This window comes from Citrobacter sp. CK188 (genome assembly GCF_030333525.1).
GTDB classification, from domain to species: domain Bacteria; phylum Pseudomonadota; class Gammaproteobacteria; order Enterobacterales; family Enterobacteriaceae; genus Citrobacter_B; species Citrobacter_B koseri.
The window spans coordinates 74,327-93,274 of record NZ_JAOWFU010000036.1; the positions used below are offsets into that span (position 1 = coordinate 74,327).

Consider the following 18,948-nt stretch of genomic DNA (forward strand, 5'->3'; position numbering starts at 1 on the left):
ACAGCAGAACACATTACAGAGGTAATCATGGCGATTGAACGTACTTTTTCCATCATCAAACCAAATGCGGTGGCAAAAAACGTTATTGGCAACATCTTTGCGCGCTTTGAAGCAGCAGGGTTCAAAATTGTCGGTACGAAAATGCTGCACCTGACCGTTGAGCAGGCGCGCGGTTTCTATGCCGAGCACGATGGTAAACCGTTCTTCGACGGTCTGGTCGAGTTCATGACCTCTGGCCCGATCGTGGTTTCCGTACTGGAAAGCGAAAATGCCGTGCAGCGTCACCGCGACCTGCTGGGCGCAACCAACCCGGCTAACGCGCTGGCGGGCACCCTGCGTGCCGACTACGCGGACAGCTTCACCGAAAACGGCACCCACGGTTCAGATTCTCTGGAATCCGCTCAGCGTGAAATCGCCTATTTCTTTGGTGAAGGCGAAGTGTGCCCGCGCACTCGTTAATAAATCAGTGATGTAGTATGTAGGCCTGATAAGACGCATCTGCGTCGCCATCAGGCAGTCGCGCAATGCCGGATGGCGCTGACGCTTATCCGGCCTACGACTTATCAGGTCTACGACGCTGCTCTGCCTTTACACATTATTTTCGCTAATGTCCCGCGCAGGCGTGGCATCCTTGCGATAGAATTTGTACAATGCAGCGCCCCAGGACGAGCACCGCTCACTGGGGCGCTTCTTTTTTCAACCCTCCAGGGGCCATAACGTGTAATAACGAGGCCGGAATAGAATATGTCTGAACAAATTGTCACGTCTGAAATCATCACCCCGGTTGTTCCTGATAAAAATGGAAAAATTAACCTGCTGGATCTGAACCGTCAGCAGATGCGGGAGTTTTTTAAAGAATTAGGTGAAAAACCCTTCCGCGCCGATCAGGTGATGAAGTGGATGTACCACTATTGCAGCGATAACTTTGATGAGATGACCGACATCAACAAAGTGTTACGTGGCAAACTGAAAGAGGTGGCGGAAATCCGCGCGCCAGAGGTGGTGGAAGAACAGCGTTCTTCAGATGGCACCATCAAATGGGCGATTGCCGTTGGCGATCAGCGCGTGGAAACGGTCTACATCCCGGAAGACGATCGCGCCACGCTGTGCGTCTCTTCACAGGTTGGTTGCGCGCTGGAGTGTAAATTCTGCTCGACTGCGCAGCAGGGCTTTAACCGTAACCTGCGCGTCTCTGAAATTATCGGCCAGGTGTGGCGTGCGGCGAAAATTGTCGGCGCAGCGAAAGTCACCGGGCAACGTCCGATCACCAACGTGGTGATGATGGGCATGGGTGAACCGCTGCTGAACCTGACCAACGTCGTACCGGCGATGGAAATCATGCTGGATGATTTCGGTTTCGGTCTGTCTAAACGCCGGGTTACGCTGTCGACGTCAGGCGTTGTTCCGGCTCTGGATAAACTGGGCGACATGATTGACGTTGCGCTGGCGATCTCTTTGCATGCGCCGAACGATGAAATTCGCGATGAAATTGTACCGATCAACAGAAAGTACAACATCGAAACGTTCCTCGACGCGGTTCGCCGTTATTTGCAGAAATCCAATGCGAATCAGGGACGCGTCACAATTGAATACGTCATGCTGGACCACATCAACGATGGAACGGAACATGCGCATCAGCTGGCGGAACTGCTGAAAGATACGCCGTGTAAGATTAACCTGATTCCGTGGAACCCGTTCCCGGGCGCGCCGTATGGCCGGAGTTCCAACAGCCGCATCGATCGTTTTTCTAAGGTGTTGATGAGCTATGGTTTCACGACCATTGTGCGTAAAACACGCGGCGACGATATTGATGCCGCTTGTGGTCAGCTTGCCGGAGATGTGATTGACCGTACCAAACGTACTCTGCGTAAGCGTATGCAAGGTGAGGCTATCGACATTAAGGCGGTCTGATACGGCTTGCGCCATTGTGTGTTTTGTGTACAGTGGCGCAATGTTGGTTGAATGATGCCTCAAGTTGTACTTATCTGGTCAATATTAACGGTGCGTTTTTGTCAACTTTAGGGCAGTATGTAGCGGTGCAACAATAGTTTAGCCTTAAGGATTAAGCTGTTTTGTCATAAGTAGCCTGACAGTCTTATACTGTCCAACTAAGGTTAACTGACCAGATGTTTCGCGGTGCGGGTGGGCATTGTGTCTCACCGGCGCCTGAACCCCAATTTACGTACCAGCAGCTGTAGCGAATGAATACTGAAGCCACGCACGACCAAAATGAAGCACAATCCACCGGCGTTCGTCTGCGCAATGCCCGTGAACAACTCGGACTCAGCCAGCAGGCGGTTGCAGAGCGACTTTGCCTGAAGGTTTCCACGGTACGCGATATTGAAGAAGATAAGGCCCCGGCCGATCTCGCTTCAACGTTTCTGCGCGGGTATATCCGCTCTTATGCGCGTCTGGTGCACATCCCTGAAGAAGAACTGCTGCCCGGTCTGGAAAAACAGGCGCCGGTTCGTCCTTCCAAAGTCGCGCCGATGCAGAGCTTCTCTTTAGGTAAGCGTCGTAAAAAGCGCGATGGCTGGTTGATGACGTTCACCTGGCTGGTGCTGTTTGTGGTGGTTGGCCTGACGGGGGCCTGGTGGTGGCAAAACCATAAGGCGCAGCAGGAAGAACTCACCACGATGGTCGATCAATCCTCTGCTGAACTGAATGCCGGCGGCGATAGCGCCCAGAGCGTACCGCTGGACACCAGCGAAGCCGCAAGCCAGGATTCGACGCCAGCGCCAACTGCGCCTGTTGACTCTACGGCGACAAACGCCGTGCCGCAGACGCCGGATGCGTCCGCGACGACCACGGCGCCTGCCGCAGACGCTCAGCAGAATGCGGTCGTTGCGCCTTCTCAGGCGAATGTGGATACCGCAACCACGGCGCCTGCCGCGCCGGGTGATGCGGCGTCATTGCCGACCGATCAGGCGGGCGTGGCTACGTCAGCGGTCGATCAGAACGCGCTGGTGATGAACTTTACCGCCGATTGCTGGCTGGAAGTCACCGATGCGACAGGTAAAAAACTGTTTAGCGGAATGCAGCGTAAAGATGGCAATTTAAACCTAACCGGTCAGGCGCCTTATAAGCTTAAAATTGGCGCCCCGGCTGCGGTACAGATCCAGTATCAAGGAAAACCTGTCGATCTGAGCCGTTTTATCAGAACTAACCAGGTTGCGCGTCTGACCCTTAATGCCGAACAATCACCGGCGCAGTAACAGACGGGCAACGCGGGAGATTTTTCATGCATAACCAGGCTCCAATTCAACGTAGAAAATCGAAACGTATTTACGTTGGGAATGTGCCGATTGGCGATGGCGCCCCCATCGCCGTACAGTCAATGACCAATACGCGCACGACGGATGTGGAAGCGACGGTCAATCAAATTAAAGCGCTGGAACGTGTTGGCGCGGATATCGTCCGCGTCTCCGTGCCGACAATGGATGCCGCAGAGGCGTTTAAGCTTATCAAGCAGCAGGTTAATGTCCCGCTGGTTGCTGATATCCACTTCGACTATCGCATTGCGCTGAAAGTGGCGGAATATGGCGTGGATTGCCTGCGAATCAACCCAGGCAACATCGGTAACGAAGAGCGTATTCGTACCGTTGTTGACTGCGCCCGCGATAAAAATATCCCTATCCGTATCGGCGTAAACGCCGGATCGCTGGAAAAAGATCTACAGGAAAAGTACGGTGAGCCAACGCCGCAGGCGCTGCTGGAATCGGCGATGCGCCATGTGGATCATCTCGATCGCCTGAACTTCGATCAGTTTAAAGTCAGCGTGAAAGCCTCGGATGTTTTCCTCGCGGTAGAATCCTATCGTCTGTTGGCGAAACAGATCGAACAACCGTTGCATCTTGGGATCACCGAAGCAGGCGGCGCGCGCAGCGGCGCTGTGAAATCGGCGATCGGCCTCGGTTTACTGCTGTCGGAAGGCATTGGCGATACGCTGCGCGTCTCTCTGGCGGCCGATCCGGTAGAAGAAATTAAAGTGGGCTTCGATATTCTGAAATCGCTGCGCATTCGTGCGCGTGGGATCAACTTTATCGCTTGCCCAACCTGTTCCCGTCAGGAGTTCGACGTCATCGGCACGGTCAACGCGCTGGAACAACGCCTTGAAGACATCATCACGCCAATGGACGTTTCCATCATCGGCTGTGTGGTGAACGGGCCGGGCGAAGCGCTGGTTTCGACGCTGGGCGTAACGGGCGGCAACAAAAAAAGCGGCCTGTATGAAGACGGTGTGCGTAAAGACAGACTCGACAACGATGATATGATTACGCAGCTTGAAGCCCGTATCCGCGCGAAGGCCAGCATTATGGACGAAGCGCGTCGAATCGACGTGCAGCAGGTTGAAAAATAATAACGCGATGGGAAGCGGCGCGCTTCCCGTGTATGATTGAACCCGCATGGCTCCCGTATCGTTTGGGAAGCGCTGAGGGTTCATTTTTATATTCAGAAAGAGAATAAACGTGGCAAAAAACATTCAAGCCATTCGCGGCATGAACGATTATCTGCCTGGCGAAACCGCCATCTGGCAGCGCATTGAAGGCACACTCAAAAACGTGCTCGGCAGCTACGGTTACAGTGAAATCCGTTTGCCGATTGTAGAGCAGACCCCGTTATTCAAACGCGCTATCGGTGAAGTCACTGACGTGGTTGAAAAAGAGATGTATACCTTTGAGGATCGTAATGGCGACAGCCTGACGTTACGTCCTGAAGGGACGGCGGGTTGCGTACGCGCCGGTATCGAACATGGTCTCCTGTACAATCAGGAACAGCGCTTGTGGTATATCGGGCCGATGTTCCGCCATGAGCGTCCGCAGAAAGGGCGTTATCGTCAGTTCCATCAGTTGGGTGTCGAAGCCTTCGGTCTGCAAGGGCCGGATATTGATGCGGAGCTGATTCTGCTGACCGCGCGCTGGTGGCGTGCGCTGGGTATTGCTGAACATGTGAATCTGGAGCTGAACTCCATCGGTTCGCTTGACGCGCGCGCCAACTATCGTGATGCGCTGGTGGCATACCTTGAACAGCATAAAGAGAAGCTGGACGAAGACTGCAAACGCCGCATGTATACCAACCCGCTGCGCGTGCTGGATTCCAAGAACCCGGACGTTCAGGCGCTGCTCAACGATGCGCCTGCTCTGGGCGACTATCTGGATGACGACTCCCGCGAGCACTTTGCCGGTCTGTGCAAACTGCTGGAAGCGGCGGGTATCGCTTACACCGTCAACCAGCGTCTGGTTCGCGGCCTTGATTACTACAACCGCACCGTATTTGAATGGGTAACCAACAGTCTGGGTTCTCAGGGCACAGTGTGCGCCGGTGGTCGTTATGACGGTCTGGTGGAGCAACTTGGCGGTCGCGCAACCCCGGCGGTGGGCTTTGCGATGGGTCTGGAACGACTTGTTTTGTTAGTTCAGGCAGTTAATCTGGAATTTAATGCCGATCCTGTTGTCGATATATACCTGGTAGCCTCAGGCGCGGATACGCAGTCTGCGGCGATGACACTGGCGGAGCGCCTGCGTGATGAAAATCCGGGCGTGAAACTGATGACTAACCACGGCGGCGGCAACTTTAAGAAACAGTTTGCCCGTGCCGATAAATGGGGCGCCCGCGTTGCACTGGTGCTGGGTGAGTCCGAAGTGGCTGACGGCACCGTTGTAGTGAAGGATTTGCGCTCTGGTGAGCAAACGGCAGTCGCACAGGATAGTGTGACCGCACATTTGCGCACGTTATTGGGTTAAGGAGAAGGACAGCGTGGAAATTTACGAGAACGAAAACGACCAGGTTGATGCGATTAAACGCTTCTTTGCTGAAAATGGCAAAGCGCTGGCTGTTGGGGTGATTTTAGGGGTTGGCGCGCTGCTCGGTTGGCGCTACTGGACCAGTCATCAGACGGAGTCCGCACGCTCTGCTTCTCTGGCATATCAAAATGCGGTGACCGCGGTGAGCGCGGGCAAACCGGATAGCATCTCCGCTGCGGAGAAATTCGCCACGGAGAATAAAAATACCTACGGCGCGTTAGCTTCTATGGAACTGGCGCAGCAGTTTGTTGATCAAAATGAACTTGAGAAAGCCGCAGCCCAGCTACAGCAAGGACTGGCGGCCACCAGCGATGAGAACCTCAAAGCGGTGATTAATCTGCGTCTTGCCCGCGTTCAGGTGCAGCTCAAGCAGGCCGATACCGCGCTGAAAACGCTCGATACCGTAAAAGGTGAAGGATGGGCTGCGATTGTCGCCGATCTGCGTGGCGAAGCGTTGTTGAGCAAAGGCGATAAACAAGGCGCGCGTAGCGCATGGGAAGCAGGCGTGAAAAGCGATGCCAGCCCGGCGCTGAGTGAAATGATGCAGATGAAAATCAATAATTTGTCCATCTGAGAGGGACCCGATGCAATTGCGTAAATTACTTCTGCCAGGACTGCTTTCTGTTACGTTATTGAGCGGTTGTTCACTGTTTAGTGGCGAAGAAGATGTTGTCAAAATGTCCCCGTTGCCGACGGTGGAAAACCAGTTTACGCCGTCTACCGCATGGAGTACGTCTGTAGGTAGCGGTATCGGCGAGTTTTATTCCAACCTGCACCCGGCGTATGCCGATAACGTGGTCTACGCGGCTGACCGTAAAGGCACCGTAAAAGCGGTAAACGCGGATGACGGGAAAGAAGTCTGGTCCGTGAACCTGGCGGAGAAAGACGGCTGGTTCTCCAGAGCGCCTGCGTTGCTGTCTGGCGGCGTAACGGTCTCCGGCGGCCATGTCTATATTGGCAGCGAAAAAGCGCAGGTTTATGCGTTGAACGCGGCTGACGGTACGACGGCGTGGCAGACGAAAGTCGCCGGTGAAGCGTTATCTCGCCCGGTTGTTAGCGATGGCCTGGTGCTTATTCATACCAGCAACGGTCAGTTGCAGGCGCTGAATGAGGCGGACGGCGCGATCAAATGGACCGTGAACCTCGACATGCCGTCGCTTTCGCTGCGCGGTGAGTCCGCTCCGGCTACCGCGTATGGCGCCGCCATTGTGGGTGGTGATAACGGTCGCGTCAGCGCCGTGCTGATGCAGCAGGGCCAGATGATTTGGCAACAGCGTATTTCCCAGGCGACCGGTTCGACTGAAATCGACCGTCTGAGCGATGTCGATACCACGCCGGTTATCGTCAATGGCGTCGTTTACGCGCTGGCTTATAATGGTAACCTGACGGCGCTGGATCTGCGCAGTGGTCAGATTATGTGGAAACGTGAGCTGGGCTCGGTGAATGATTTCATCGTTGACGGCGATCGTATCTACCTGGTGGATCAGAACGACCGTATTCTGGCATTGACCACCGACGGCGGCGTGACGCTGTGGACGCAAAGCGATCTGCTGCACCGTCTGCTGACATCGCCTGCGCTGTATAATGGCAATCTGGTGGTAGGCGATAGCGAAGGCTATATGCACTGGATTAACGTTGAGGACGGTCGTTTTGTGGCTCAGCAAAAAGTGGATAGCTCCGGCTTCCTGACCGAACCGGCCTCTGCCGATGGCAAACTGCTGATCCAGGCGAAAGACGGTACGCTGTACTCTATTACGCGTTAATCGTCACGACCGCACGCTTTGAAAAACGGCTCCTGGTGCAGGGGCCGTTTTACTGTTTTTAACAACGGCGCAAAAATCGCGCGCGTTGTTTGATGATTTTTTAAATGAGGCTTTAAACATGGTACCTGTGGTCGCGCTTGTCGGGCGCCCTAACGTCGGAAAATCCACGTTATTTAACCGTCTAACTCGCACCCGAGATGCGCTGGTTGCGGATTTCCCGGGTCTGACTCGTGACCGTAAGTACGGTCGTGCGGAGATTGAAGGCCGTGAGTTTATCTGTATTGATACCGGCGGTATTGATGGCACCGAAGACGGTGTGGAAACCCGCATGGCGGAACAGTCGCTGCTGGCGATTGAAGAGGCTGATGTTGTGCTGTTCATGGTGGATGCGCGTGCTGGCCTGATGCCAGCGGATGAAGCGATCGCCAAACATCTGCGCTCCCGCGAAAAACCCACGTTCCTTGTGGCAAACAAAACTGACGGGCTCGATCCCGATCAGGCGGTTGTCGACTTCTATGCGCTGGGTTTAGGTGAAATTCACCCGATTGCAGCTTCTCACGGTCGTGGCGTGCTCAGCCTGCTGGAGCATGTTCTGCTGCCGTGGATGGACGACGTCGCCCCGCAGGAAGAGGTGGACGAAGACGCCGAATACTGGGCGAAACTGGCAGCGGAAGAGAACGGGGAAGAGGAGCCGGAAGATGACTTCAACCCTCAGGATCTGCCAATCAAACTGGCGATTGTCGGCCGTCCGAACGTAGGTAAGTCCACACTGACTAACCGTATTCTGGGTGAAGACCGCGTAGTGGTCTATGACATGCCGGGAACGACGCGCGACAGTATCTATATTCCGATGGAACGCGATGAGCGTGAATACGTGCTGATTGATACCGCAGGCGTACGTAAGCGTGGGAAAGTCACCGATGCGGTAGAAAAATTCTCCGTCATTAAAACGTTGCAGGCGATTGAAGATGCCAACGTGGTGATGCTGGTTATTGATGCGCGCGAAGGGATTTCCGATCAGGACCTGTCACTGCTGGGCTTTATCCTTAATAGTGGGCGCTCACTTGTCATCGTCGTGAACAAATGGGACGGTCTGACCCAGGAAGTGAAAGAGCAGGTGAAAGAGACGCTGGACTTCCGTCTGGGCTTTATCGACTTTGCGCGCGTACACTTTATCTCTGCGCTGCATGGCAGCGGCGTGGGCAACCTGTTTGAGTCCGTACGTGAAGCGTATGACAGTTCAACCCGTCGCGTCAGCACCGCCATGCTGACCCGCATCATGACTATGGCGGTTGAAGATCACCAGCCGCCGCTGGTTCGCGGTCGCCGCGTGAAGCTGAAATATGCCCACGCCGGGGGATATAACCCGCCAATCGTGGTGATTCACGGCAACCAGGTGAAAGACCTGCCGGACTCTTACAAGCGCTATCTGATGAACTACTTCCGCAAATCGCTGGACGTGATGGGAACGCCTATCCGTATTCAGTTTAAAGAAGGGGAAAACCCGTATGCGAATAAGCGCAATACGCTGACCCCGACCCAGATGCGTAAGCGTAAACGTCTGATTAAGCACATTAAGAAAAGCAAATAATCGTCGCTGACGTTGATAAAACCCGCGCCTGTCGCGGGTTTTTTTGTTTTGCTCCAGCCGATGGTTTCCCTGTGTGATGTCAATGACTATTCGTTTTCTTCCAACTTTAAATCTAAGAAAGTAGACAATTGTCGAATTTTCATCTTAAAGTCCAGGGGTTGGTACTAGACAAAACTGGCTCCAGGTTATCAAATGGTTAAATAACCCTTCGCCGCATGTAAAAAAATCGGCCAGATACGTAACTGGTCGGCGTGCATTGCGGTGTTTATAAGCACAACGACATACCTTTTCGGGAGAATTATGCAATCCTCTGTTAATCAAAAAGAAAGCCGAACGTTCTTCGGCCATCCTTATCCGCTCGGTTCGCTGTTCTTCACCGAGATGTGGGAACGTTTCTCGTTTTACGGCATCCGTCCGTTACTGATCCTGTTTATGGCTGCGACCGTCTATGACGGGGGCATGGGACTGGCGCGTGAAAACGCCTCCGCGATTGTCGGTATCTTTGCCGGTACGATGTATCTCGCGGCGTTGCCGGGCGGCTGGCTGGCGGATAACTGGCTCGGCCAGCAGAAAGCGGTCTGGTACGGCTCGATTCTGATTGCGCTCGGCCACCTGTCGATTGCGCTCTCTGCCGTGATGGGCGACAACCTGTTCTTTATTGGCCTGATGTTTATCGTGCTCGGTTCTGGCCTGTTCAAGACCTGTATCTCGGTCATGGTGGGGACGCTGTATAAAAAAGGCGATGCGCGTCGTGACGGCGGTTTCTCGCTGTTCTATATGGGCATCAATATGGGGTCGTTCATTGCGCCGCTGATCTCCGGCTGGCTGATTAAAAGCCACGGCTGGCACTGGGGCTTTGGTATCGGCGGCATCGGGATGCTGGTGGCGTTGATCATCTTCCGCGTGTTTGCCGTTCCGGCAATGAAACGCTACGACAGCGAAGTGGGGCTGGACTCCACCTGGAACAGCCCGGTAGTGAAGAGAAACGGCGTGGGCGTATGGCTGCTGGCGCTGGCAGTAGGCGTGGTGGTTATCGTTGCGCTGATCGCTCAGGGCGTGATTGTGATTAACCCGGTCGCGGTAGCCAGCATGCTGGTGTACGTGATTGCGGCGTCTGTTGCGCTCTACTTTATCTACCTGTTTGTTTTTGCGGGCCTGAACCGTAAAGAGCGCGCACGACTGCTGGTATGCTTTATCCTGCTGGTTTCAGCCGCATTCTTCTGGTCTGCGTTTGAGCAAAAGCCGACCTCATTCAACCTGTTCGCCAACGACTACACTAACCGCATGATCGGCGATTTTGAGATTCCAGCCGTATGGTTCCAGTCGATCAACGCTCTGTTTATCATCCTGCTGGCGCCGGTGTTCAGCTGGGCATGGCCAAAGCTGGCGAGCATGAACATTCGCCCGAGCAGCATCACCAAGTTTGTTATCGGTATTCTGTGTGCGGCGGCGGGCTTTGGCCTGATGATGCTGGCGGCGCAGAACGTGCTGAATAACGGCGGGGCGGGCGTATCGCCGTTCTGGCTGGTAGGCAGCATTCTGATGCTGACGCTGGGCGAGCTGTGCCTGAGCCCGATTGGTCTGGCGACCATGACGTTGCTGGCGCCGGAAAGAATGCGCGGTCAGATGATGGGGCTGTGGTTCTGTGCGAGCGCGCTGGGTAACCTGGCTGCGGGCCTGATTGGCGGCCATGTGAAGGCCGATCAGCTCGATATGCTGCCGGACCTCTTCGCGCGTTGCTCCGTCGCCCTGCTGATTTGCGCTGCGGTGCTGATCGTGCTTATTGTTCCGGTTCGTCGTATGCTGGAAAATACACAGACTAAAAATGAGCAGAAGCCGGTCACTAACGCCTGATGCAACATTCGACCTGGCCGGGGCGTGAGTGACGCCCTGGCAGTTCAACGAATGAGACGGGAACAGGCGTTCAGGGATTTATTGGTCATGGGTTTTGATGCTCAGCTCGCAACATATCAAAGGAGTTACCGTGTCGATTACCTGCCCGGATTGCCATACAGAGCTGGAACCGCAAAACGGTGCGGCGCACTGCGACAGCTGCAATAAAGATATTGAACTTGAAGCGCGCTGCCCGGAGTGCCATAAGCCGCTCCAGGTGTTAAAAGCCTGCGGCGCGGTGGATTATTTCTGCCAGAATGGTCATGGGCTGATCTCTAAAAAGCGCGTGGAGTTTGTGCCGCTTTAATCCGTCTTTTTCCTGCGCGTTTTCTTCGCGGTCGTCACGCCTTTCACTTCGCTTTCCACCCAGCCGTCTGACAGCCGGGTGGTGAGCACATCACCGGCTTTCACCTGTCTGGTTTGCTTCAGCACCTTGCCGTCCGTCGCCGTGGTTACGCTATAACCACGCGCCAGCGTGGAGAGCGGGCTGACGGCTTCAAGATGCGTTACCGCATTGCCAAAGCGTTCGCGTGTGGCGCTCAGACGTGCGCGCACGTTCTCGGCCAGACGATACTCCAGCTGCTGAATACGCGTTTGCGCACGATAAATTCGCGGCTGCGGGTTTTGCTGGTTTAAACGCTGAAGGACACGTTGCTGGCGCGAGGCCGCGCGCTTGAGTTGATTATCCAGCGCGAAGTTCATCCGCTGGCGCAATCTTTCCAGCATTGTCTGCTGGCGCGCCAGGCGCAGTTGCGGGTGTTGCTGCTGTAACCGATGGAAAAGCTGCGTAAAACGGCGGTTGCGGTTTGCCAGATAGTAATCCATCGCCATCCCGAGGCGTTGTTGCGCGGACTGAATCTGGCGCAGCAACTCCTGCTGATTACGGCTGACTATCTCGGCGGCTGCGGAAGGCGTCGGCGCGCGCAGGTCGGCAACAAAATCGGCGATGGTGACGTCGGTTTCATGGCCGACGGCGCTAACGACCGGAATGCGGCTGGCGAAAATCGCCCGCGCGACGCGTTCATCGTTAAAACTCCACAGATCTTCCAGTGAACCGCCGCCGCGCCCGACGATCAGCACGTCGCATTCACTTCGGGCGTTAGCCCGTTCAATGGCGCGAACAATCTGGCCCGGCGCGTCATCACCCTGAACAGCGGTCGGGTAGATGATAACCGGCAGGGAGGGATCGCGGCGTTTCAGGACATGAAGAATGTCATGTAAAGCGGCACCGGTTTTTGAGGTGATCACCCCGACGCAGTGAGCGGGCGAGGGGAGCGGTTGTTTATACTGCTGATCGAACAGCCCTTCAGCCTGCAATTTTGCTTTCAGCAGCTCATATTTCTGCTGGAGCAGGCCTTCACCCGCAGGCTGCATGCTTTCAACGATGATCTGATAGTCGCCGCGTGGCTCATACAGGGTGATATTGGCGCGAACCAGCACCTGTTGCCCGTGCTGCGGGCGAAAAGTGACGCGGCGGTTGCTGTTACGGAACATCGCGCAGCGTACCTGGGCGGTGTCATCCTTTAGCGTAAAGTACCAGTGACCGGAGGCGGGCTGCGTGAAATTAGAGATTTCACCGCTGATCCATACTTGCCCCATTTCCTGCTCAAGCAGCAGACGAACCGTCTGATTAAGGCGGCTTACGGTAAAGATTGAGGAGGTCTGAGAGGATAACATGTGAGCGGGATCAAATTCTAAATCAGCAAGTTATTCAGTCGATAGTAACCCGCCCACAGGGGATCGCAAGCATTATTTGCAAAAAAGTGTGGATGCAATCGGTTTCGCTCTGTATAATGCCACGGCAATATTTGTCCACCCCCAGGTTAGAGATATTGCCCATGCTACGTATTGCTAAAGAAGCTCTGACGTTTGACGACGTCCTCCTCGTTCCCGCTCACTCCACCGTTCTGCCGAATACTGCCGACCTCAGCACGCAGTTGACGAAAACCATTCGTCTGAACATCCCTATGCTCTCCGCAGCAATGGATACCGTGACGGAAGCGCGCCTTGCAATCGCCCTGGCACAGGAAGGCGGCATCGGTTTTATCCACAAAAACATGTCTATCGAGCGTCAGGCGGAAGAAGTTCGCCGCGTGAAGAAACATGAATCCGGCGTGGTCACCGACCCGCAAACCGTTCTGCCAACCACCACGCTGCGTGAAGTGAAAGAACTGACCGAACGTAACGGTTTTGCTGGCTATCCGGTTGTCACCGAAGATAACGAGCTGGTCGGTATCATTACCGGTCGTGACGTGCGTTTTGTCACTGACCTGAGCCAGCCTGTCAGCGTGTATATGACGCCGAAAGAGCGCCTGGTCACGGTGCGCGAAGGTGAAGCGCGTGAAGTGGTTTTTGCCAAAATGCACGAAAAACGCGTTGAGAAAGCGCTGGTTGTGGATGACAGCTTCCATCTGATCGGCATGATCACCGTAAAAGATTTCCAGAAAGCGGAACGTAAACCGAACGCCTGTAAAGATGAGCAGGGTCGTCTGCGCGTTGGCGCGGCAGTCGGCGCGGGCGCGGGCAACGAAGAGCGCGTTGACGCGCTGGTTGCCGCAGGCGTTGACGTACTGCTGATCGACTCCTCTCACGGCCACTCCGAAGGCGTTCTGCAACGCATTCGTGAAACCCGTGCCAAATACCCGGATCTGCAAATCATCGGCGGCAACGTAGCAACTGGCGCAGGCGCGCGCGCGCTGGCAGACGCTGGCGTCAGCGCGGTGAAAGTGGGTATCGGTCCAGGCTCTATCTGTACGACCCGTATCGTCACTGGCGTAGGCGTTCCGCAGATTACCGCGGTTTCTGACGCGGTTGAAGCGCTGGAAGGTCTGGGCATTCCGGTTATCGCCGATGGTGGTATTCGTTTCTCCGGCGATATCGCCAAAGCGATCGCCGCAGGCGCAAGCGCGGTAATGGTCGGTTCCATGCTGGCGGGTACTGAAGAATCCCCGGGTGAAATCGAACTGTACCAGGGCCGTTCTTACAAATCCTACCGTGGTATGGGTTCTCTGGGCGCGATGTCCAAAGGCTCCTCTGACCGTTATTTCCAGAGCGATAACGCGGCAGACAAACTGGTGCCGGAAGGTATCGAAGGCCGCGTAGCGTATAAAGGCCGCCTGAAAGAGATCATTCACCAGCAGATGGGCGGCCTGCGCTCCTGTATGGGTCTGACCGGCTGTGGTACTATCGACGCGCTGCGTACCAAAGCGGAGTTTGTACGCATCAGCGGTGCGGGTATTCAGGAAAGCCACGTTCATGACGTGACCATCACCAAAGAGTCCCCGAACTACCGTCTGGGCTCCTGATTTTCTTCGCCCGACCTCGTGTCGGGCGATTTATTTAATCTGTTTCACTTGCCTCGGAATTAGCGTCAATGACGGAAAATATTCATAAACATCGCATTCTCATCCTGGATTTTGGTTCTCAGTACACTCAGCTGGTTGCGCGTCGCGTGCGTGAACTCGGCGTTTACTGCGAACTGTGGGCGTGGGATGTTACGGAAGCACAAATTCGCGAATTCAACCCAAGCGGTATTATTCTTTCCGGCGGCCCGGAAAGCACCACTGAAGAAAACAGCCCGCGCGCGCCGGAGTATGTGTTTGAAGCTGGCGTGCCGGTATTCGGCGTGTGCTACGGCATGCAGACGATGGCGATGCAACTGGGCGGCCATGTTGAAGCATCCAATGAACGTGAATTCGGTTACGCGCAGGTGGAAGTGAGAACCGACAGCGCGCTGATTCGCGGCATTGAAGACTCCCTGACCGCAGACGGCAAGCCGCTGCTGGACGTGTGGATGAGCCACGGCGATAAAGTTACCGCTATCCCGTCTGACTTTGTCACCGTTGCCAGCACCGAAACCTGCCCGTTCGCCATTATGGCTAACGAGGAAAAACGTTTTTACGGCGTGCAGTTCCACCCGGAAGTCACACACACCCGTCAGGGTATGCGCATGCTGGAACGCTTTGTGCGTGATATCTGCCAGTGTGAAGCGCTGTGGACTCCGGCGAAGATCATCGACGATGCGGTAAATCGCATCCGTGAACAGGTTGGCGACGACAAAGTGATCCTCGGCCTGTCTGGCGGCGTTGACTCTTCCGTTACCGCGATGCTGCTGCACCGTGCCATCGGTAAAAACCTGACCTGCGTATTTGTTGATAACGGCCTGCTGCGTCTGAACGAAGCCGAGCAGGTAATGGACATGTTCGGCGATCATTTTGGTCTCAACATTGTTCACGTTCCGGCGGAAGAACGTTTCCTGACCGCGCTGAAAGGCGAAAACGATCCAGAAGCGAAACGTAAGATCATCGGTCGCGTATTCGTTGAAGTCTTCGATGAAGAAGCGTTCAGACTGGAAGACGTGAAATGGCTGGCGCAGGGCACTATCTATCCTGACGTTATCGAGTCCGCCGCTTCCGCCACCGGTAAAGCGCACGTCATCAAATCTCACCACAATGTGGGCGGCCTGCCGAAAGAGATGAAGATGGGTTTGGTTGAGCCGCTGAAAGAGCTGTTCAAAGACGAAGTGCGCAAGATTGGTCTGGAACTGGGCCTGCCGTACGACATGCTGTACCGTCACCCGTTCCCGGGGCCGGGTCTGGGCGTACGCGTGCTGGGTGAAGTGAAGAAAGAGTACTGCGACCTGCTGCGTCGTGCGGATGCTATCTTCATCGAAGAGTTGCACAAAGCGGATCTGTACAACAAAGTGAGCCAGGCGTTCACCGTGTTCCTGCCGGTTCGCTCCGTTGGCGTAATGGGCGATGGCCGTAAATACGACTGGGTTGTCTCCCTGCGTGCGGTAGAAACCATCGACTTTATGACCGCGCACTGGGCGCACCTGCCGTATGATTTCCTCGGCCGCGTCTCTAACCGCATCATCAACGAAGTCAACGGCATCTCCCGCGTGGTGTATGACATCAGCGGTAAGCCGCCAGCAACGATTGAGTGGGAATAATCTCCCGCTTCATGACTACTGCGTTGTAATGAATAAAGACCCTCTGCCTGTGCAGGGGGTTTTTCTTTACCAGACTGAGGCACAGCGCTATCTGTCCGGCGAATGCATATGCAATCCAGAAAACAGTATGTTTATGTGAGCAGGAAAAGTTTAGCGTTGAGCAGGCGTCTCGACTGAGAGAGTGGACTGTTGAGCTTCTTTTTTATCCTGATGATGATGCCAGGCACCGATAGAAGAGTAGACGAAGCGTCCGAAGAAGAAGAGAAAACTGATAAACAGTACGATACGGGTCATTCGACTGTTAAATCGATGTCGTTTTCGCATACTGGTTGCCTGACTCACAAAAGGTTCCTTAGGGTATGCCCAGCATAGTGGGCGATGGGTACATTAAGGCACATTGTAAAGGAATGGTCAATTGTCGATTATGTAAAAATACGTCAGTTGATTTATCTCTTATTGTTATGGAAGATAATTTTAGTATTTACATTAATAATAAATTAATGATAACGAAGCAGAAAAAACGTAATTATTAGTTAATGAGAAGGAAATTGATTGATATATATCAAATGTTGCTTCCCGTTGATAACTAGAATCAAGACACATATTGTGACGTTGTTTTTATTATTATTTTAAAGTCAGGTGGGATGCCTGTCTGAAGCACCTTGCAGGAAGCGAGGGTTTTTGCTGAGCATCTATGAAACTAAATCAGACCTATATCAAAATCAGAGATAAATGGTGGGTGCTACCTCTCATTTTACCCTCTTTGCTGTTGCCCATATTAAGCATTGCCAATACCTACGCACATACCAATACGGGTTCCGGTAATGTCACGCTTTTTTACCTTCCTCTGGCATTCACTATCAGCCTGATGTCATTTTTTGACTAGGCGGCATTACCGGGCATTGCGGTCGCAATCTTCTGGAATCGCTATCCGATAGTGGGATTGTATGAGACGCTCTCCATTATCGGACATTTCATTATCCCGGTCGTGCTCTGCTGGGGCGGGTATCGCGTGTTTACTCCCCGGCGTAATCAGGTGTCTCATGGCGATGCTCATCTGATGTTTCAGCGGATGTTCTGGCAGGTGTTTTGCCCGGCGACGTTATTTCTGGTACTCTTTCAATTTGCCGCCTTCCTGGGAATGTATGCGAGCAAATCAAGCATGATGGGCGTAATGCCTTTTAATATCAATACATTGATTAACTATCAGGCTTTGCTGGTGGGAAATCTTATCGGCGTTCCGCTGTGTTATTTTATTATTCGCACTGTCCGCAATCCGCTATATCTGCGTGGATATTATGCGCAGCTGAAACAACAGTTTGATAAGAAAGTCACAAAGAAAGAGGTTGTTATCTGGTTGCTCGTGCTGACATTGCTCATGACAATGCTTTGCATGCCATTGAATGAAAATAGTTCAATATTTAGCACTAACTATACCTTGTCATTATTATTGCCGGTAATGCTATGGGGAGCGATGCGCTACGGTTATCGATTTATTTCGCTGATATGGTCGGCTGTTCTCATTACCGCAATTCATTATTACCAGAGCTACATGCCTTATTATTCCGGGTATGACACACAACTCACTATTACGTCTTCAAGCTACCTGGTTTTCTCTTTTATTGTGAGCTATATGGCGGTGCTGGCGACGCGCCAGAGAATCGTCAGCGGTCGGGCGCGTCGGCTCGCGTATCTTGATCCCGTCGTACATCTGCCTAACCTGCGGGCGCTAAATCGCGCGCTGAAAAATTCGCCCTGGTCAGCACTCTGTTTTTTACGCGTGCCCGGCCTGGAATTACTGGGGAAGAACTATGGCGTTATGCTGAGAATTCAGTACAAGCAAAAGCTCTCCCACTGGATAAACACCTTACTGGCGCCCGGTGAATGCGTGTATCAGCTGTCGGGGCATGATTTGATTCTGCGTCTGAATATGGAGTCGCATCAACAGCGCATTGAAGCGCTGGACAACCATATCAAGCAATTCCGTTTCATGTGGGATGATATGCCGCTCCAGCCGCAGGTTGGGGTCAGCTACTGCTATGTGCGCTCTCCGGTCAGCCATATCTATCTGTTATTAGGCGAATTAAGCACCATCGCCGATCTTTCCCTGATGACCAACAAACCGGAGAATATGCAGCGGCGTGGCGCAATGCATTTGCAGCGGGACCTGAAAGATAAAGTGGCGATGATGAACCGCTTGCAGTATGCACTGGAGCACGATCATTTTTGCCTGATGGCGCAGCCGATTTCAGGCATTCGCGGCGATGTTTACCATGAAATACTGCTGCGACTGAAAGACGATAATGGCGGCATGATCAATCCCGATGGTTTTCTGCCCGTTGCTCACGAATTTGGCCTGTCGTCCAGCATCGATCTGTGGGTGATTGAAAATACCCTGCGCTTTATGGCGCAGAACCGGGATAAGCTGCCAGCCCACCGTTTTGCCATAAATCTGTCACCAACGTCGGTATGCCGCGCCCAGTTTCCGATTGATGTCAGTAACCTGCTGAGCCAGTATGAAGTTGAAGCGTGGCAGCTGATCTTTGAAGTGACCGAAAGCAATGCGTTCTCCAATGCCGAACAGGGTCAGGCAACGTTGTCACAGTTGCAACAGTTAGGTTGCCAGATAGCGATTGATGATTTTGGAACCGGTTATGCCAGTTATGCGCGGCTGAAAAATGTGAGCGCGAATATTCTCAAGATCGATGGCAGCTTTATTCGCAATATCGTCTCTAACAGTCTCGATTACCAGATTGTGGCGTCCATTTGCCATCTGGCGCGAATGAAGAATATGCAAGTGGTGGCGGAATATGTGGAAAGCGAAGAAATTCGTAGCGCGGTGAGCGCGTTGGGGATCGATTACCTTCAGGGCTATTTGCTTGGCGAACCCAGGCCGCTGGCGGCGACTCTGGAAGAGGTGCAGGCACCATTGTCTGGTGCCTGAGG

General features: G+C 53.8%; 14 protein-coding genes and 2 pseudogenes. 14 read left to right on the forward strand and 2 right to left on the reverse strand.

What is annotated here, in order from left to right:
- Positions 1-27: 27 nt before the first annotated feature.
- The 10 genes from ndk to OGV67_RS17995 all read left to right on the forward strand — a co-directional run bounded on the left by ndk (position 28) and on the right by OGV67_RS17995 (position 11,358).
- The gene (gene ndk, locus OGV67_RS17950; protein ID WP_012131261.1) at positions 28-459 is read left to right on the forward strand and encodes a nucleoside-diphosphate kinase; all 432 of its coding nucleotides are present in this window, start codon (positions 28-30) and stop codon (positions 457-459) included.
- Positions 460-744: 285 nt separating this feature from the next.
- Positions 745-1,911 (forward strand): dual-specificity RNA methyltransferase RlmN, encoded by a 1,167-nt coding sequence (gene rlmN, locus OGV67_RS17955; RefSeq protein ID WP_012131263.1) that lies wholly within the window; start codon positions 745-747, stop codon positions 1,909-1,911.
- 290 nt (positions 1,912-2,201) lie between these two features.
- Entirely contained in the window at positions 2,202-3,215 is a 1,014-nt protein-coding gene (gene rodZ / locus OGV67_RS17960; RefSeq protein WP_115608968.1) for a cytoskeleton protein RodZ, read from the forward strand.
- 26 nt (positions 3,216-3,241) lie between these two features.
- Positions 3,242-4,360: a flavodoxin-dependent (E)-4-hydroxy-3-methylbut-2-enyl-diphosphate synthase gene (gene ispG / locus OGV67_RS17965; RefSeq protein WP_012131265.1), complete on the forward strand. Its 1,119-nt coding sequence runs from the start codon at positions 3,242-3,244 to the stop codon at positions 4,358-4,360.
- A 109-nt stretch (positions 4,361-4,469) separates the two neighbouring features.
- The gene (gene hisS / locus OGV67_RS17970) at positions 4,470-5,744 is read left to right on the forward strand and encodes a histidine--tRNA ligase (protein WP_024130119.1); all 1,275 of its coding nucleotides are present in this window, start codon (positions 4,470-4,472) and stop codon (positions 5,742-5,744) included.
- Between the two features lie 13 nt (positions 5,745-5,757).
- The gene (locus OGV67_RS17975; protein ID WP_012131267.1) at positions 5,758-6,378 is read left to right on the forward strand and encodes a YfgM family protein; all 621 of its coding nucleotides are present in this window, start codon (positions 5,758-5,760) and stop codon (positions 6,376-6,378) included.
- A 10-nt stretch (positions 6,379-6,388) separates the two neighbouring features.
- Positions 6,389-7,567, forward strand: coding sequence for an outer membrane protein assembly factor BamB (gene bamB / locus OGV67_RS17980; RefSeq protein ID WP_286465848.1), 1,179 nt, complete (start codon positions 6,389-6,391; stop codon positions 7,565-7,567).
- Positions 7,568-7,685: 118 nt separating this feature from the next.
- Positions 7,686-9,158, forward strand: a complete 1,473-nt coding sequence (gene der / locus OGV67_RS17985) for a ribosome biogenesis GTPase Der (RefSeq protein ID WP_047462015.1) — start codon at positions 7,686-7,688, stop codon at positions 9,156-9,158.
- A gap of 300 nt (positions 9,159-9,458) precedes the next feature.
- Positions 9,459-11,012 carry a peptide MFS transporter gene (locus tag OGV67_RS17990; protein ID WP_286465849.1) on the forward strand — a complete coding sequence of 518 codons (1,554 nt, stop codon included), beginning with the start codon at positions 9,459-9,461 and terminating at the stop codon, positions 11,010-11,012.
- Positions 11,013-11,142: 130 nt separating this feature from the next.
- Complete coding sequence (locus tag OGV67_RS17995) at positions 11,143-11,358, forward strand: zinc ribbon domain-containing protein (RefSeq protein ID WP_058669111.1); 216 nt, start codon at positions 11,143-11,145, stop codon at positions 11,356-11,358.
- On the opposite strand, the gene xseA is transcribed toward OGV67_RS17995, so the two are convergent.
- A complete protein-coding gene (gene xseA, locus OGV67_RS18000; protein ID WP_104868347.1) occupies positions 11,355-12,728 on the reverse strand; it encodes an exodeoxyribonuclease VII large subunit in 1,374 nt (457 codons plus the stop codon). The genes OGV67_RS17995 and xseA overlap by 4 nt on opposite strands.
- A 161-nt stretch (positions 12,729-12,889) precedes the next feature.
- Here xseA and guaB point away from each other — a divergent pair, with 161 nt between their 5' ends.
- Positions 12,890-14,356 (forward strand): IMP dehydrogenase, encoded by a 1,467-nt coding sequence (guaB, locus tag OGV67_RS18005; RefSeq protein ID WP_012131273.1) that lies wholly within the window; start codon positions 12,890-12,892, stop codon positions 14,354-14,356.
- A gap of 68 nt (positions 14,357-14,424) precedes the next feature.
- Positions 14,425-16,002, forward strand: a complete 1,578-nt coding sequence (gene guaA, locus OGV67_RS18010) for a glutamine-hydrolyzing GMP synthase (RefSeq protein ID WP_058667885.1) — start codon at positions 14,425-14,427, stop codon at positions 16,000-16,002.
- A gap of 150 nt (positions 16,003-16,152) precedes the next feature.
- Here guaA and OGV67_RS18015 read toward each other — a convergent pair whose 3' ends face one another.
- Positions 16,153-16,344 carry a YfgG family protein gene (locus OGV67_RS18015; RefSeq protein WP_012131276.1) on the reverse strand — a complete coding sequence of 64 codons (192 nt, stop codon included), beginning with the start codon at positions 16,342-16,344 and terminating at the stop codon, positions 16,153-16,155.
- A gap of 119 nt (positions 16,345-16,463) precedes the next feature.
- On the opposite strand from OGV67_RS18015, the pseudogene OGV67_RS22200 reads away from it, so the two are divergent.
- Together OGV67_RS22200 and OGV67_RS18020 are read left to right on the forward strand one after the other, a co-directional pair.
- A pseudogene (locus tag OGV67_RS22200) lies at positions 16,464-16,532 on the forward strand (hypothetical protein); the annotation flags it as partial.
- A 164-nt stretch (positions 16,533-16,696) separates the two neighbouring features.
- Positions 16,697-18,946, forward strand: a pseudogene (locus tag OGV67_RS18020) (sensor domain-containing phosphodiesterase).
- The last annotated feature ends 2 nt before the right edge of the window (positions 18,947-18,948 follow it).